The organism is Streptomyces sp. NPDC004721 (assembly GCF_053601495.1).
The window spans coordinates 1-13,995 of sequence record NZ_JBSGBZ010000106.1; the positions used below are offsets into that span (position 1 = coordinate 1).

Below are 13,995 nucleotides of genomic sequence, written 5' to 3' on the forward strand. Positions count from 1 at the left end.
GTGTCGCGCTGGTGGAGGGGGCCCAGTTTCGCCAGGACGGCAGGGATCGGGGAGGATGGAGCGGCAGGCACGAGACCTCGATGTGATCAGCTGGCATAGACACCCTGATGATCACCGGTCTCGTGCCTGTGCTGTTGCTGCGTCAACTCCCGCTGGACGCGGACGATCTACGCGATCCAGGAACTTGCAACCGCCCTGGCCATCCCCTGGGAGGAGTTCGAGGCAAACTACGGCACGATCCGGGAGCGGATCGCACGCGTAGTGCCGGGCTTCCACGACTTCAATGAACGTGTCAGCCAGTCCGGGGGCTTCCTGCTGCGCAACCCGGTCAATGACCTGACCTTCCGCACCGCCACGGGCAAGGCCATGTTCACCTGCAACGATTTCGAGATGCTGAGGGCGCCCGCGGGGCATCTCATCCTGCAGTCCCTGCGGTCGCACGACCAGTGGAACACCATCCCCTATGCCATGAACGACCGCTACCGTGGCATTCACAACGGCCGCCGCGTGGTCCTCGTCAATCCCGAGGACCTACGAGCACTCGGGCTGGCCGAGTTGCAGATGGTCGATCTCGTGAGCGTGTGGCATGACGGCACCGAACGCCGAGCCGAGGACTTCCGCGTCGTGCTCTACCCGACCTCCCGTGGATCGGCCGCCGCCTACTACCCCGAAACCAACGTCCTGGTGCCCCTCGACAGCGTCGCCGACATCAGCAACTGCCCCACCTCCAAGGGCATCGTGGTTCGCCTGGAGCCGACCACTGCCAGCCGGGCACAGGTCCGTGCCGGCTAAGACAAGCCCATGTACCGTCGTATGAGGGAGCAGAGCGCATGGGCAAAGTGCCGGCGCGTCGCCGAGTGCTGCGCATCAAGGACGTGGTTGTCGGACACCGCCCCGGCACCCTGGTCGCCGAGAAGCCGAGGGAGATCCGGGTGCGCGCCCATCCCTCGCAGTGACGGCGCGCACCCCGGGCCACGACTTCGATCTCGCAGCGGGATTCCTGGTCAGAAGAGTGTCATTCATTCCCCGAGCGGCGTGCTGCGGATCCGCTATTGCACCGGCGCGACGGCCGATCCTTTGGTCTGTGCGGCAAGGCCAGCCTGGACGTCGTGTACACCACCGTGCGATGGAACGCGGCGGAGGACCATGTGCTCATCGGCTCCGACACGGCCTTCTCCCCGCCCGACCGGCTGCGAGCGGCCCAGCGCGTCTTCGACACCACGGGCGGGCTGCATGCAATCGGGCTGTTCACCGCTGGCGGAGGGATGCTGTGCGTGCGCGAGGACGTGGGGCGGAACCACGCCGTCGCCAAGGTCATCGGGCACGCGCCGCACCAGGCACTACTGCCGCTATGGGACACCGTGCCGATGGTGAGCGGCCCGGCATCGTTCGAACTCATCCGAAGGCAGGCATGGCCGGCATCCCCGTACTGACGGCGGTGTCCGCCCCATCCTCGCTCGTCGTGGACCTGGCCGCGGAAGTCGGCCTGACCCTGCTGAGCTTCCTGCGCGGCCGGTCAGTGGACGTCTACACCGGCGCTGAGCGCCTCACGATGCCTCAGCACGTCGCATGACGCACGGCCGTGTCACCGGCTGTTACTGAAGGCAGAAACGACGAGGGTAGATGTTCCAGCGCCAGCAGATCCAATCCCCGTGCAGCGGACAAAAGCGCGTGCACCATCACGGACTCCGGGTCCCGGCGGACAGCCACCAGACCGATCTGGGCCGCCTGAACGGTCTCGGCCAGGGGCAGCACCCGCAACCCCACTGGGACGCCGAGGGCATGGAGCCAGGCCACGGGAACGATCCCGGCCCAGCGGCTGGTGGCCACGTGCGCAATCAGCGAGGCGAATGAGTCCGTCTCCACCCGCGCGGTGGCCTCGATCCCGGACTCGGCGAAGCAGGCATCTATCCTGCGTCGTCCCTGCATGGCGGGGTTGAGCAGGCATAGCGGAAGTCTCGCTGCCTCCTCCCAGGGCACAGCCGTGCCGCCGGCCGGGGCAATCGCGGCCCGGGCGAGCAGGACGTATTTCTCGCGATACAGCGGCACTACGCGGAATGCCGCCCTTGCCTCGTCGTCCACGTAGGTGAGAGCGGCATCGAGGGAGTGGTCGCGCAGCATCGCGAGGGCGTCCCGCGAGGTTAGATCGGTGGCCACTTGGACATTCAGCAGTGGGTGACGTGACGTCAAGGACTCGACCAAGTGCGGGACCATGCTGGAGGCCGTGGGCACCGTACCGACGCGAACCCGACCGCCCAGCCCGGTGCGCATGGCCTCGACGTCATCCGTGAGAGCGTTGCGGTCAGCCAGGATCTGCTGCGCCCACATCACGACGCGCTCGCCTTCCGCGGTCAGACCGTCGAAGCGCCGTCCTCGTTCGATGAGCGGGATCTGCAGTTCTTCTTCGAGCTTGCGAATCGCCTCGGACAACGAGGGCTGGGTCACCCCGCAGGCTTCGGCGGCGCGGGCGAAGTGCCGCTCGCGGGCCAGAGCCGCCAGGTATTCCAGCTGCCGGAAGAGCATGGCCTCTCCATACGGGGCCCGGCTGGGGCCCAGTGGATGCGGAGTATCTGCTGTAAAGGATAGAAAGGCTGCTTACACCTGTTTCGGGCGGGAGCGCCTGGGCCCAGAGGCCCAGCCGAAGTGATGCGTGCGGTGGGTCTGGAAGCCCTGGAGCCCTATCCAGGCAGTGATCGACATTGGCGATGTCAACAGACCCGGGCGCTTCACGAGGTAGAGATGGTTTGGTTGCGTCGGGGCCCGACTCCGATCGCGCTCACGGGCGTGTCTGTCAGCTCCTCGATACGCTGTACGTAGGCGCGTGCCTTGGCGGGCAGCTGCGTGAATGTCCGGCAAGACGACAGGTCCTCGAGCCAGCCGGGTATCTCTTCGTACACGGGGACGGCGCGGTGGAGTTCGGCCTGCGTCATCGGCATGTCGTCGATGCGGTGCCCGTCCACCTGGTAGCCCACACAGAGTGGCACCTTCTCGAGGCCGGAGAGCACGTCGAGCTTTGTGAGGAAGAAGTCGCTGATGCCGTTGACTCGGGCTGCGTAGCGACCGATGACTGCGTCGAACCAGCCGCATCGGCGGGGCCGCCCGGTGTTCACGCCGACCTCACCGCCGGCCCTGCGGATGTGCTCGCCCATCGCGTCGTGCAGTTCGGTGGGGAAGGGTCCGGAGCCGACGCGGGTGGTATAGGCCTTGAGGACCCCGACTACTCGCGTGATCTTGTTTGGGCCGATGCCAGAGCCAACAGCGGCGCCGCCCGCTGTCGGGCTGGAGCTGGTGACGAACGGATAGGTGCCGTGATCGACATCGAGCATGGTGCCCTGGGATCCCTCCAGCAGAATCGTCTCTCCAGCCTCGAGGGCCTGGTTGAGCAGGAGGCGCGTGTCGGCGATCCGGTCAGCGAAACGGTGACCGTTCGTAAGCACGGTCTCGACAACCTGGTCAACAGAGAGGGCTGGTTGGTTGTGGACCTTGACCAGGATCGTGTTCTTGACTTCGAGGGCGGCCTCGACCTTCTGGTGCAAGGTCTTTTCGTCCAGAAGATCAGCTAGGCGGACTCCGATACGGGCGACTTTGTCCTGGTATGCAGGGCCGATGCCGCGTCCAGTGGTACCGATCTTGGCCTTGCCAAGGAAGCGCTCAGTCTCCCGATCCATGGCCAGGTGGTAAGGCATGACGAGGTGAGCATCGCTACTGATCAGCAGCTGGTTCATTCCGACGTCGCGGCTTTCCAAGGTGTCGATCTCTGTCGTGAGGGCCGCTGGGTCAACGACAACACCGTTCCCGATGACAGAGTGCACGCCAGGGGTGAGGATTCCGGACGGTAGGAGTTTGAGTGCGAACTGCGTCCCGTCGGGTAGCACCACGGTGTGGCCGGCGTTGTTACCTCCTTGGTAGCGCACCACCCATTGCACGGACTCGCCCAGCAAATCGGTGGCCTTCCCTTTGCCCTCGTCTCCCCATTGGGCACCGACTATGACAATCGCTGGCACGTGGAACTCCCTTGCATAGGTTTATTGCTGATGGCTCAGATGTTTCTGGCGCCATCCCGCAGTCGTGGGGTTGGAGAGTGGCTGATCGCAAGTACGGCGTTGCTGATGCCGGCCGGTCGAAGCACGAGTGCGATCGGGCGGCATACGTGCGCGGAGCACAGCGAGCGCGGTAAGGCGGATGCCGTCTGGGACCCTCGGCGCCAGCCTCACAAAAGAGATCGCAGCAGGTTTGGGCGGCGACCATGGCGGCCCAGTGGCTAGGGGACCTGGCGTCCGGCGCAGTTTCGGCCTTCTGCGGCCCGGCCAGGCCGCATTGGGGGGATCAGCGGGTCGTTGGACTGGGGGTGAGCACGACCTCGGCTGTCGCTAGCGCGGGGTGCAGCCCGCTGAGTTCCAGCCTCACGCCCTGGGCCAGCAGGTCGCCGCGAGACGGAACCCTGCCCGTGGGGCGTCATGCTGCTGTCGCCCCACGCGGTGACCACGCCCCTGCCACCGTCGTTACCGGGCCGCTCCCGCCAGTTCGCGGGAGCGGCCCGCCGGGATCTGGCGTCCAGCGTGGCTGCCATGCCAGTACGGGCGCCGCTCGTGCCGCCATCCAACCGGAAGCGGCGCCAACCTGGTGTTGTCACTGGCTCGGCGTCAGCGGTATGGGCGCCTTCTCGACCAGGCCGGTGGCGGTGACTACGCCAATCCGCCCATCGAAGCGGCGGGGACGGCAATGGCCTCGATCTCCACGAGGGCGTCCGGCAGCGGTAGTGCCCTCACTGCCACGCAGGACCGTGCTGGCAGACATTGGCCGAACCATCGGGCGTAGACCTCGTTCACCGTCGGGAAATTAGCCATGTCAGTCAGGAAGATTGTCGTTTTTACCACGGACGGGAGATCAGTGCCTGCGGCATGCAGGACGGCGGCCAGGTTGGTCAGCGCCTGTTCCGTCTGTCCGGCAACATCGGAGGGGTGAGCGAGCTGCGAGGTCGTCGGATCGACGCCCATTTGGCCGCTCACATACACGGCTCCGCCCGCCTGTGTGGCGTGTGAGAACGGGCCGACTGGCGCTGGCGCCGCAGTGGCGTACACGGTCCTGGTACGCAGGGGGGACGTGTCAGCAGTGGTTTGGTTGGAATTACTCACGGTGGTCCCTTCAGGAAAGGTTCAGCCGAGCGTTGATGGCTTGGCTCGGCTACCGGTGGGGGCGGTAGTTGGTGGGCTGGTCGGGGACGGGTCCTTAGCAGCGCGCAGGCCGGCGGCTGCGGCACCTCCGATGACCGCACAGGCGACCAGGTACCAGCCGACAGAGGCCGACCCGAAGTTGGCGACCAGCGCCGTGGCGATGATGGGTGCGGGACCGCCGGAGATGATCGAGGCGAGCTGAGACCCAAGGGCGGTCCCGCTGTAGCGGACGTCGGTCGGGAAGCTTTCCGCGATGAATGCCGCCTGCGGGCCGTACTGGATATCGTGCGTGATGAGCGAGACAACCACGGACAATACGATCAACGCTGGTACGGCAGTATCGAGCAGCGGGAAGTAGAAAAGTCCCCATACTGCAGTCAGACCCGCTCCGAGGATATAGGTTCGCTTGCGACCGATCCGATCGGACACGAAACCGAACAGCGGTATCGTACCGAGAGACACGAATGAGGCGATCAATACCGCGCTGAGTGCGAAGCTGTCGCCCGTATGCAGCACGTTCTTGCAGTAGGTCACGACGAACGCCGTAAAAATGTAGAACGGGGCCATTTCCGAGGTGCGGACCAACGCAGCCAGCAGCACCTTGCGCCAATGGTGGCGAAGCACCATCGCCACGGGATTCGATCGATTTTTTCGGGCCGTCTTATAGCCGGAGAACTCCGGGGTTTCCTCTACCCGCATGCGAATGTAGAAGGTGATTCCGAGCAGCACCCCGCTGAGCAGGAACGGAACCCGCCATGCCCATGCCTGGAAGCTCTCAGTGGAGGTGAGCGCGATCGTGACCACCAGCACCAGATTGGCGAGTATCAAACCGAGAGGCGATCCGACCTGTGCCCACGATGCGAGGAGTCCGCGGCGTTCGCGACGGCCAGACTCCATCGAGACAAGCACCGCGCCCGCCCACTGTCCGCCAAGCCCGATGCCCTGCACCAACCGCAGAACGGTGAGGATCAGTGCCCCGCCGAGACCGATGACGTCGTAGCCGGGCACGAACGCCACCGCGACCGTCGGAACCCCCATGCAAAGGGTGCTCCAGACAAGGGCGTTCTTGCGTCCGACCCGATCCCCGAAGTGCCCGAACAGGGCGGCGCCGACCGGTCGGGCAACGAAACCGACGCCATAGATCCCGAATGCTTGCATGGTTCCGGTCGCGCCGCTCGCCTCTGGAAAGAACGTCGAGGCGAACACGAGCCCAGAGACCAGGCCGTAAAGGTAGTAGTCGTACCACTCGATGGCGGTACTGAGCATGCTTGCTACGACGGCTCGCCGAGCACGGCCTCGCTCGGTGGGTACCGCCATTTTGGACGTACGGAGTCGAGAAGGCATCTTTGACATCACTCTCCGACTTACCGGTTTGGGATCTCGCGGCTCCTAATGGCCACGCGTCGTACCATCGGCATCCCGTGATCGGGACGGCCTTCGAACGCTGCCCGGTCAGGCCTCGCAGACCATCGCAAGTACTGCGTCGCGCAGCGGACCGTCTAGTGCGAGCCGCTCCACAGCGTCGAAGTGGTGGCCGTCGACCTGGTCCACTACCTGGCACGGCACCCCGTGCGCTGACCAGGCCCCGACGAGTTCTGCCTGCTGGCGTGCGAACTCCGACGACTCGTCGCCCCCGTACGTCACGATCAGCGGACTCGGGTGGGCGGGCACCTGTCGGACCGGACTGTTGCGTCGTGCGGTCTCGCGCGTCATGCCCAGCTTGTCGTTGAGATAGCAGGCCTGGATCGGTTCGAGGTCGTAGAGCCCGCTGATCGCACACGCCCCGGTTACGAGGTCACGAGGCAGACCGCAGTCTTCCCAAGGCGTGGCCATCAGCGTCGTCGCGAGGTGACCGCCTGCGGAGTGCCCGGCAACGAAGATTCGTCCCGGGTCGGCCCCAAACTGCGGGGCGCACCGGGCAATTTCGGCGACCCCCGAGCGCACGTCAGCGACGATTTCGTCCATCCCTGCCTCGGGTGCAAGCCGGTAGTCGAGGGAGACGAAACAGACACCGCGAGCCGTGTATGGCTCGGCGAGGAAGCCGAACATGCCCTTGTCCAGCGACTGCCAGTACCCCCCGTGCACGAACACGAGCAGGGGATCTGCCCCGGTCGAGGCCACCGGTCGGTACACGTCGAACGCCTGGTTCGGATGGTCGCCGTAGCCGACCGACTGCACGAACCGCTCGCGAGCGGATGCACGCAGCCGCTCGCTCTCCGCCATCCACCGCGCAAAGATCTCCTCGTAGTCTGGAATGCCGGCGCGCACGTTGTACTCGGCGTCCAGCCACTCCCGGCCCCGCTCATTTCCGTCGATGATCACCGAGAAACCTCCTCCGGATAGTCCCTGTGCAGCAATTCGTCTATGATCTCGGCGACTGCCCGAGCGTTGTCGCCGCCGATTTCCCGCAAGCCTTCAATCACGCCCCGGCGATCGTCGACGGTACGATTCTGACTCATCTTGAATTGGGCATCCACGGTTTCCACCTGGATTGCGAACGACAGAATTCCCGGCTTGCGCCCAGCCGTGTAATCGGCCGGCAGACTTTCGTAGCGGAATGGTTCATTGAACCCTCGCTCGAACGCGGAGGTGAGCTCACCGAGAACGTGGTCGGCGTCCTTGGACTCCGGGCGCGGCTCGAGCCGTCCGGCCATATGGACGGCGCAGTAATTCCAGGTCGGAGTGCTCGGATGGGTTCGGTAGAAGCGGGGCGATACATAGTGGTTGGGCCCGGAGAAGATAACAACGGCGCGCGCGCCGGCGCGCACCGCCGCACACTGCGGATTCGATGACGCAAGATGCCCCAGTAGAATGGGGACGGGCTCAGTGGGCGTACCCGACCGATAAGTGAAGGCGAGGTGCGAAGCCTCCGGTACATCGGCCGAAACTGTCACGAGTATGCCGAACGGATTGTCTCGGACGAGCTCTTCGATCTTTTCGGATCGATGTTCGCGAAAATGATCCGGAACGTACAAAGTCACTCCTGCTGGTGAAGGAGGGCTGAACTGATTACAGTTTGAGCTGAACAAACGCTGACTGTCGCACGCGAATCTGCCATGCATCGTCGAGAGGCTGCCATGTACGGGAAGAGCGAGGACCGAGACGACTATCAGCGCACCCCCCGACCGCTAGCCGCAATGGCCCGCGACTTGCCGGACGGCCACGTCATCCCGGAACACTCACACCGCCGAGCCCAGCTGATCTATGGGACCGCTGGAGCGATCACCGTCACCACCCCGGAAGGCACCTGGGTGGCACCGCCGCAGCGCGCCGTATGGATTCCCAGCGGGGTCATGCACTCAATGCGCACCTCCGGCGCGGTCCCAATGCGCACCCTCTACATCGAGCCTGGCGCCCGTGCGCACCTACCGGCCTCATGCACCGTCGTAACCGTCACACCGTTGCTACGCGAGCTGCTGCTCGCCGCGACCCTGCTGCCGATCGAATACAACCCGCGCGGCCGCGATGGACGGCTCATGGAACTGCTGCTCGACGAGTTCGAGCCGCTGACCGTGGAGCCCCTGCAACTGCCCCTGCCCCGCGAAGACGTCCTGCTACAGGTGTGCAGGCGCCTCATCGACCAGCCAGAACTCGTGTGGACCACCGCGGAGGCGGCAAAGCACGCACACATGAGCGAACGGACATTCGCCCGCCACTTCGTCACCGAAGTCGGCTGCACATTCGGCCGCTGGCGCCAGCAGGCCCGACTGCTAGCGGCCATCGAGATGCTCGCCAGAGGCGAGCCAATCGCCCGAGTGTCGGTACAACTGTCCTACGACAGCCCCAGCGCTTTCAGCGCAATGTTCCGCCGATGCCTCGGCACGCCACCATCCCAGTACTTCAATGGCATCCCCGCCGAATGACTCGACGGACACGACAGTTGTAGTTCCGGCGTCTGTGCTGGTCGGCGGCTTGCGGAATCGGGGGCGGGCATAGGTATGGCCACCGTGATCATGAACGTTTGTGACGACGTTTCAGGACCAGGTGGCCGTGGAGGCCACGATAGCCCAGGCGGCCTGGGGCCGGGTGTTCCGGGCGGCGATGGATGCGATGGCGGGCTGCTTCGCGCGGCGTGAGACACGTGCGACGTCAGCGGAGATGATCAACGGGCTGCTGACGGAGGTGGACACGCGGAACTGCTGGACGCTGGCTGAGGCGCTGGGGCATCCAGGCCCGCACCGGCTGCAGCATCTGCTGTCACGGGCGAGGTTCGACCATGACCGGGCCCGGGAGGAGATCGCCCGCCTGGTCGCGCGTGAACTTGCAGGTCAGGACGTGGTGCTGGTCGCGGACGAGACCGGGGACGCGAAGTCCTCGACCGACTGCGTCGGCGCCGGCCGCCAGTACTCCGGCGCGATCAATGGCGTCGGACTGTGCCAGGTCGCCGTGCACCTGGCCGCCGTCACCGAGTCGGTGCGGGTGGTGATCGACCGGGCCCTGTATCTCCCGAGGGACTGGGCTGCGGACGAGGAGCGCCGCGAGGCAGTCGGCGTCCCGGAAGGGATCATGTTCGCGACGAAGCTGCAGCAGACCGCGGCCATGGTCAAAAACGCGCTCGAGTTGGGTGTCCGGGCACGCTGGTTCGCCGGTGACGATGTGTATTCGGGCCCGCTGAGCAAGGCCCCACCTAGGAAAGCCTTGCCCTCCAGGGCGTCTCCGACCGGTGTGACGAACTGAGCAGTCAGCCCAACGACGAAGATTCCGAGGAGAAAGAACCGCGTCACCGCGGACTCGAAGCGTGTCCGATACCGCCTCAGGCGATGAGCCACGCCAGGCTCGGCCGACCCGCCCCTTGGCACGGACATGCGCACCCCCTACCCCCGGTACAGAACCGCCCGCGTCGCGTCACGCCCCTGCAGCGAATCCGGCCCGTGAGGCGTCGAGCCATCAGGCCGGTTATGGCGAGATGGATCACGGCTTCGGAGCGGGTGTCTGGAAGTCACTTCTCTGACCAGCGCAAACTCGGCGCCCGCTATAGGGGTCTGCGTGAGAATGACATGGCTCTTCGTCACTCATGTCAGCACCGATGAGCACCATCCGTCAGCGCCAACCACCTGGTCACTGGGCCTGTACCACTGACACTCAGATGACGATGCTCAACTGACACTCCCCCGCCGACCCGCAGTTCGGGCTCGCGGAGGCAGTCGAGCGGGGCGTCCTCGCCGGGTTCGAGATCGACGTCCTGGAGATCGAGGACCCCGACTACTTTGTCGGCCTGTCCGACGAGGCGCGGCGTGGCCAGCGGCTCGCGCTGCTGCAGGCCGCGCTCCTGGAGCACGCCAGTGCCCGCAACATCAAGACGGTGATGACCTTCCACAGCCGGGTCGAGGAGGCCGAGGCTTTCGCGGTCCATCTGCCTCATACGGCTGCGGACCTGTATGCGGACGAGGTCACCGCCCACGCCCTGGACGAGGCCGCCGACAGGCCGCGCTCTCCTCTCGGCGCCGTGCCCGGGGATGTCGAGGAGGCCGGGCGGCACGTACCCGCGGACCGGGTGTGGTCGGCATGGCTGTGCGGCGACCACCTCGTCACCGAACGCCGCGAAACCCTGCGCCAGTTCGCGAACGGAGTCGATGCCGCGGGCCGGCGGGTGCACCGGGCGTTCCTCGCCAGCTGCCGCGTTCTCGGGGAAGGGGTCGACATCCGGGGCGAGCGGGGTGTGGAGGCGGTCTGCTTCGCCGACACCCGCGGCTCCCAGGTCGAGATCGTGCAGAACATCGGCCGGGCCCTGCGCCCCAGCCTCGACGGCACCACCAAGGTCGCGCGGATCATCGTGCCCGTCTTCCTCCAGCCCGGCGAAGACCCCACCGACATGATCGCCAGCGCCTCCTACGCCCCCCTCGTCGCCGTCCTCCAGGGCCTGCGCTCCCACTCCGAACACCTCACCGAGCAGCTCGCCAACCGGGCCCTGACCCGAGGAACGCGCAAGGTGCACGTCCGGCGGGACGCCGACGGGCGCATCATCACCGGCACCACCGCCGGCACCGGCCCGGAAGGGCCGGAGGCCGAGAACGGCACGGTGGAGTCGGAGCTGCTGCAGTTCTCCAGCCCCCGCGACCCCGCCACCATCGCCGCCTTCCTGCGCACCCGCGTCTACCGGCCCCAGTCACTGGTCTGGCTCGAGGGCTACCAAGCCCTCCTGCGCTGGCGGACGGAGAACAACATCAGCGGGCTGCATGCCGTCCCCTACGACGTCGAGACCGAGGTCGGGGTGACCAAAGCGTTCCCGCTGGGCAGGTGGGTGCACCAGCAGCGCAAAGCCCGGCGGACCGGAGAACTCGACCCCCACCGCGTCGAGCTGCTCGACGCCGCGGACGCCGGGATGGTCTGGGAGCCCGGCGAAGAAGCCTGGGAGACAAAGCTCGCCACCCTACGGTCCTACCGCCGGGCCACCGGCCACCTCGCCCCGAGGCAGAACGCCGTCTGGAACGACCCCGACGGACAGCCCGTCGCGATCGGACAACTGATCGCCAACCTCCGCCGCAACGGTGGCCTCGGCAAAAACCCCGACCGGGCGGCGGAGCGCGCAGGACAGCTGACCGCGATCGACGAGGACTGGAACTGCCCCTGGCCACTGGACTGGCAACGCCACCACCGCATCCTCCTCCACCTCGCGGAGGACGAACCCGGGGGCCGGCTACCCGACATCGCACCCGGCGTCCTCCTCGACAGCGACGACCTCGGACGATGGCTCCAACGGCAGAAACAGCCCAGCACCTGGAAGCAGCTGTCGGACGAGCAGCAGGAACGGCTCACCCGGCTAGGCGTGACACCGGCGGAGGCGCCGTCCCCGGCACCAGCCGCTGAGGGCGCGACGAAGGGCCCGGGGAAGGCCGGGAGCAAGGCCCAAGCGGCATTCCAACGCGGACTCGCCGCCCTCACGCAATGGGTCGAACGCGAAGGACAGCGGCCCGTACCCCGCAGCACCATCGTCCATGTCGCAGTCGACGGCGAGGCGGAGCCGGTCCCGGTCCGACTCGGCGTATGGATCACCAACACCAAATCGAGGCGAGACCGGCTTACCCAGGAACAGCTCGACGCGCTGCGAGACCTCGGCGTCGACTGGGCCTGACTCGGTCTGGCGCTGAGCCGCAGCGCGCGACAGCCCGGGCGACCTGGGCTGTCGAGCTTGTACCCGCTCCGGCTTTGGAGGTGACGGCAGCTTGTGTGGCTTCCTCGTGGGGGGCGGAGCTACGGAGCCAGCAACTGGTCGAAGAACCCGCTCAGCATGAGCTTGGCAGCCTGTGGGTCCACAAACTCGGCGCCGCCAAACCGGTACACCTCATACCCCTGAAGACGGATCCGCCGATCTTCTCGGACCATGTCGGCGTATAGGTCGGGTGCGGCCTTCCCATCACGCGAGTAGTGCTCCTTCCCATCCAGCTCGAGAACGTATCGGCGACCGCCGGAAGCGAGCATCAGGAAGTCCATCCGCTGCCGCGTCAGCACCTTGCCTTCCGCCCGTTGATTCCGCTGATGTTGCGCCAGGGGGTCGTAATGGAGATACACCTGTGGCAACAGAGCAGGAAAGTCTCCGAAGCCTCGCTGCATCGCGTGATCCCAGTAGGTGTCCAGCAACAGCTGCTCCGGGGCGTTGAGTGACCCCCTCAGCCGCTTCAGGAGCGCCTGCAGCCTGAGATGCTCAGACATCCCGTACATGCCGTCCTGGAGGTGCCACCACTTGCCGAGTTCGCTCCAGGTGAGGCCCGAGGCTCCCACTGGGCGGTCATACAGCAGGCAGTGGTCCTTGTTCTTCGTGATCTCGATGACACCACCCGCGACGTCCCTCCAGACGATCTCTGGCTTCTGCGCGGCGGCGAAGATGAGGTTGCGCAGCTCGCCGCGCAGCCCCCGCAAGCCTCCGGTGAAGGTGGTCTGCTCGCGTCGTTCCAGCGCTGCGCGCGCTGGGGCGAAGACCCTGGTCAGGTCGGTAATGAGGCCGTTGTCGTGCTCCATCCGAAACGAGTAGTAGCCCTGCTTGTCGTGAAAGGGGACCTCGAACTCGATACCGAGGCGGCGCAGAACGGCCTTGAGACAGCGTATGACCGCTCCCGTCTCCGAATTGTCCATCAGTCCGTCGTGCTCAGGGTGCTGGGGCAAGTCGTCGATCAGCAGGTCGATGAGAGCGTGCGCAGCCTCTTCGTCACCACTGGCGGACGGGGCGGTGCGAAGCTCGTTGATGGCCGCGCGATTCAGCCTCGTGTATGAGTAGTTGTCACGCTGGACGGTTTCAAAGAAGAGTTCCTGCGGCACCCTGTCCCCCTCAGCCCTCGTCGTCCGGCAGAACCCGAACGCCGGAATGATGATCTCGCAGGCCACTGACATCGAGCAGGGACTTTTGAAGGCTTTGCGTTGCGGTGGCAGGCACAGATCGACGGCACCTGCGACAGGTCCGGCTCTCTGCGAGTGTCAGCCGAGGCAGACCCCGGCTTCGGCACTGGTACGCCTATCAGGGCCGGAGCGGAGGGCAGCGGGAAGCCGCTGGCGGCGATGACGGTTTCGGGGCTGCCGAGCTGCAGGAGGTGCCAGTACGCCGGAGCGCAGGCCGGCCGCGAGGTCGGGGGCGGCGAAGGCGCACTCCAAGGCCGGGAAGGTCTTCTCCACGGCGTCGGTGAAGACCCGGAAGTCGGTGAAGGCCCGGAAGTAGTCCCGTGCGCTGCGGGCGTTGCCCCACAGGGTGACGGCATCACGAAGAGTGCCCTCGGCGTATTGCAGGGAGATGCCCGGCTTAGCTTGATTTTTATCCCCGCTGCTGTTTCAGGCGGACGTGTTCGGTGAGGGTTTCGGCTCGTTTCACGGTCTTCCCAGGTTCGTGCCGTGG

The 13,995-nt window shown here is 66.0% G+C and carries 9 protein-coding genes and 3 pseudogenes; 5 read left to right on the forward strand and 7 right to left on the reverse strand.

Annotation, left to right across the window (positions count from 1 at the left end):
- Positions 1–198 precede the first annotated feature (198 nt).
- Positions 199–792 (forward strand): annotated as a pseudogene (locus ACWEK3_RS40865) (molybdopterin dinucleotide binding domain-containing protein); the annotation flags it as partial.
- 38 nt (positions 793–830) lie between these two features.
- Positions 831–1,573 (forward strand): annotated as a pseudogene (locus ACWEK3_RS40870) (formate dehydrogenase accessory sulfurtransferase FdhD).
- On the opposite strand, the gene ACWEK3_RS40875 reads toward ACWEK3_RS40870, so the two are convergent.
- From ACWEK3_RS40875 to ACWEK3_RS40900, 6 genes are all read right to left on the reverse strand, one after another.
- Complete coding sequence (locus tag ACWEK3_RS40875) at positions 1,558–2,523, reverse strand: LysR family transcriptional regulator (RefSeq protein ID WP_453252111.1); 966 nt, start codon at positions 2,521–2,523, stop codon at positions 1,558–1,560. The pseudogene ACWEK3_RS40870 and the gene ACWEK3_RS40875 overlap by 16 nt on opposite strands.
- A gap of 203 nt (positions 2,524–2,726) precedes the next feature.
- Complete coding sequence (locus tag ACWEK3_RS40880) at positions 2,727–4,004, reverse strand: adenylosuccinate synthase (protein ID WP_453252112.1); 1,278 nt, start codon at positions 4,002–4,004, stop codon at positions 2,727–2,729.
- Positions 4,005–4,685: 681 nt separating this feature from the next.
- On the reverse strand, positions 4,686–5,135 hold the full coding sequence (locus ACWEK3_RS40885) for a Rid family detoxifying hydrolase (RefSeq protein ID WP_453252113.1): 450 nt from the start codon (positions 5,133–5,135) through the stop codon (positions 4,686–4,688).
- Between the two features lie 21 nt (positions 5,136–5,156).
- Entirely contained in the window at positions 5,157–6,527 is a 1,371-nt protein-coding gene (locus tag ACWEK3_RS40890) for an MFS transporter (protein ID WP_453252114.1), read from the reverse strand.
- Positions 6,528–6,626: 99 nt separating this feature from the next.
- Complete coding sequence (locus ACWEK3_RS40895) at positions 6,627–7,496, reverse strand: alpha/beta hydrolase (RefSeq protein WP_453252115.1); 870 nt, start codon at positions 7,494–7,496, stop codon at positions 6,627–6,629.
- A complete protein-coding gene (locus ACWEK3_RS40900) occupies positions 7,493–8,149 on the reverse strand; it encodes an FMN-binding negative transcriptional regulator (RefSeq protein WP_453252116.1) in 657 nt (218 codons plus the stop codon). Before ACWEK3_RS40900 ends, ACWEK3_RS40895 begins: the two co-directional genes overlap by 4 nt.
- 162 nt (positions 8,150–8,311) lie before the next feature.
- Between ACWEK3_RS40900 and ACWEK3_RS40905 the strand changes: the two genes are divergently transcribed.
- From ACWEK3_RS40905 to ACWEK3_RS40915, 3 genes and pseudogenes are all read left to right on the forward strand, one after another.
- Positions 8,312–9,037 carry an AraC family transcriptional regulator gene (locus ACWEK3_RS40905; protein WP_453252117.1) on the forward strand — a complete coding sequence of 242 codons (726 nt, stop codon included), beginning with the start codon at positions 8,312–8,314 and terminating at the stop codon, positions 9,035–9,037.
- Between the two features lie 100 nt (positions 9,038–9,137).
- Positions 9,138–9,782 (forward strand): annotated as a pseudogene (locus tag ACWEK3_RS40910) (IS701 family transposase); the annotation flags it as partial.
- 697 nt (positions 9,783–10,479) lie between these two features.
- Positions 10,480–12,246, forward strand: coding sequence for a Helicase associated domain protein (locus ACWEK3_RS40915; protein WP_453252118.1), 1,767 nt, complete (start codon positions 10,480–10,482; stop codon positions 12,244–12,246).
- 119 nt (positions 12,247–12,365) lie between these two features.
- On the opposite strand, the gene ACWEK3_RS40920 is transcribed toward ACWEK3_RS40915, so the two are convergent.
- Positions 12,366–13,427: a hypothetical protein gene (locus tag ACWEK3_RS40920; RefSeq protein ID WP_453252119.1), complete on the reverse strand. Its 1,062-nt coding sequence runs from the start codon at positions 13,425–13,427 to the stop codon at positions 12,366–12,368.
- Between the last annotated feature and the right edge of the window lie 568 nt (positions 13,428–13,995).

Coding starts and splice junctions, on each gene's coding strand:
- ACWEK3_RS40915 (WP_453252118.1), top strand. CDS start 10,480: ATGACCTTCCACAGCCGGGTCGAGGAGGCCGAGGCTTTCGCGGTCCAT.
- ACWEK3_RS40875 (WP_453252111.1), bottom strand. CDS start 2,523: ATGCTCTTCCGGCAGCTGGAATACCTGGCGGCTCTGGCCCGCGAGCGG.
- ACWEK3_RS40905 (WP_453252117.1), top strand. CDS start 8,312: ATGGCCCGCGACTTGCCGGACGGCCACGTCATCCCGGAACACTCACAC.
- ACWEK3_RS40890 (WP_453252114.1), bottom strand. CDS start 6,527: ATGTCAAAGATGCCTTCTCGACTCCGTACGTCCAAAATGGCGGTACCC.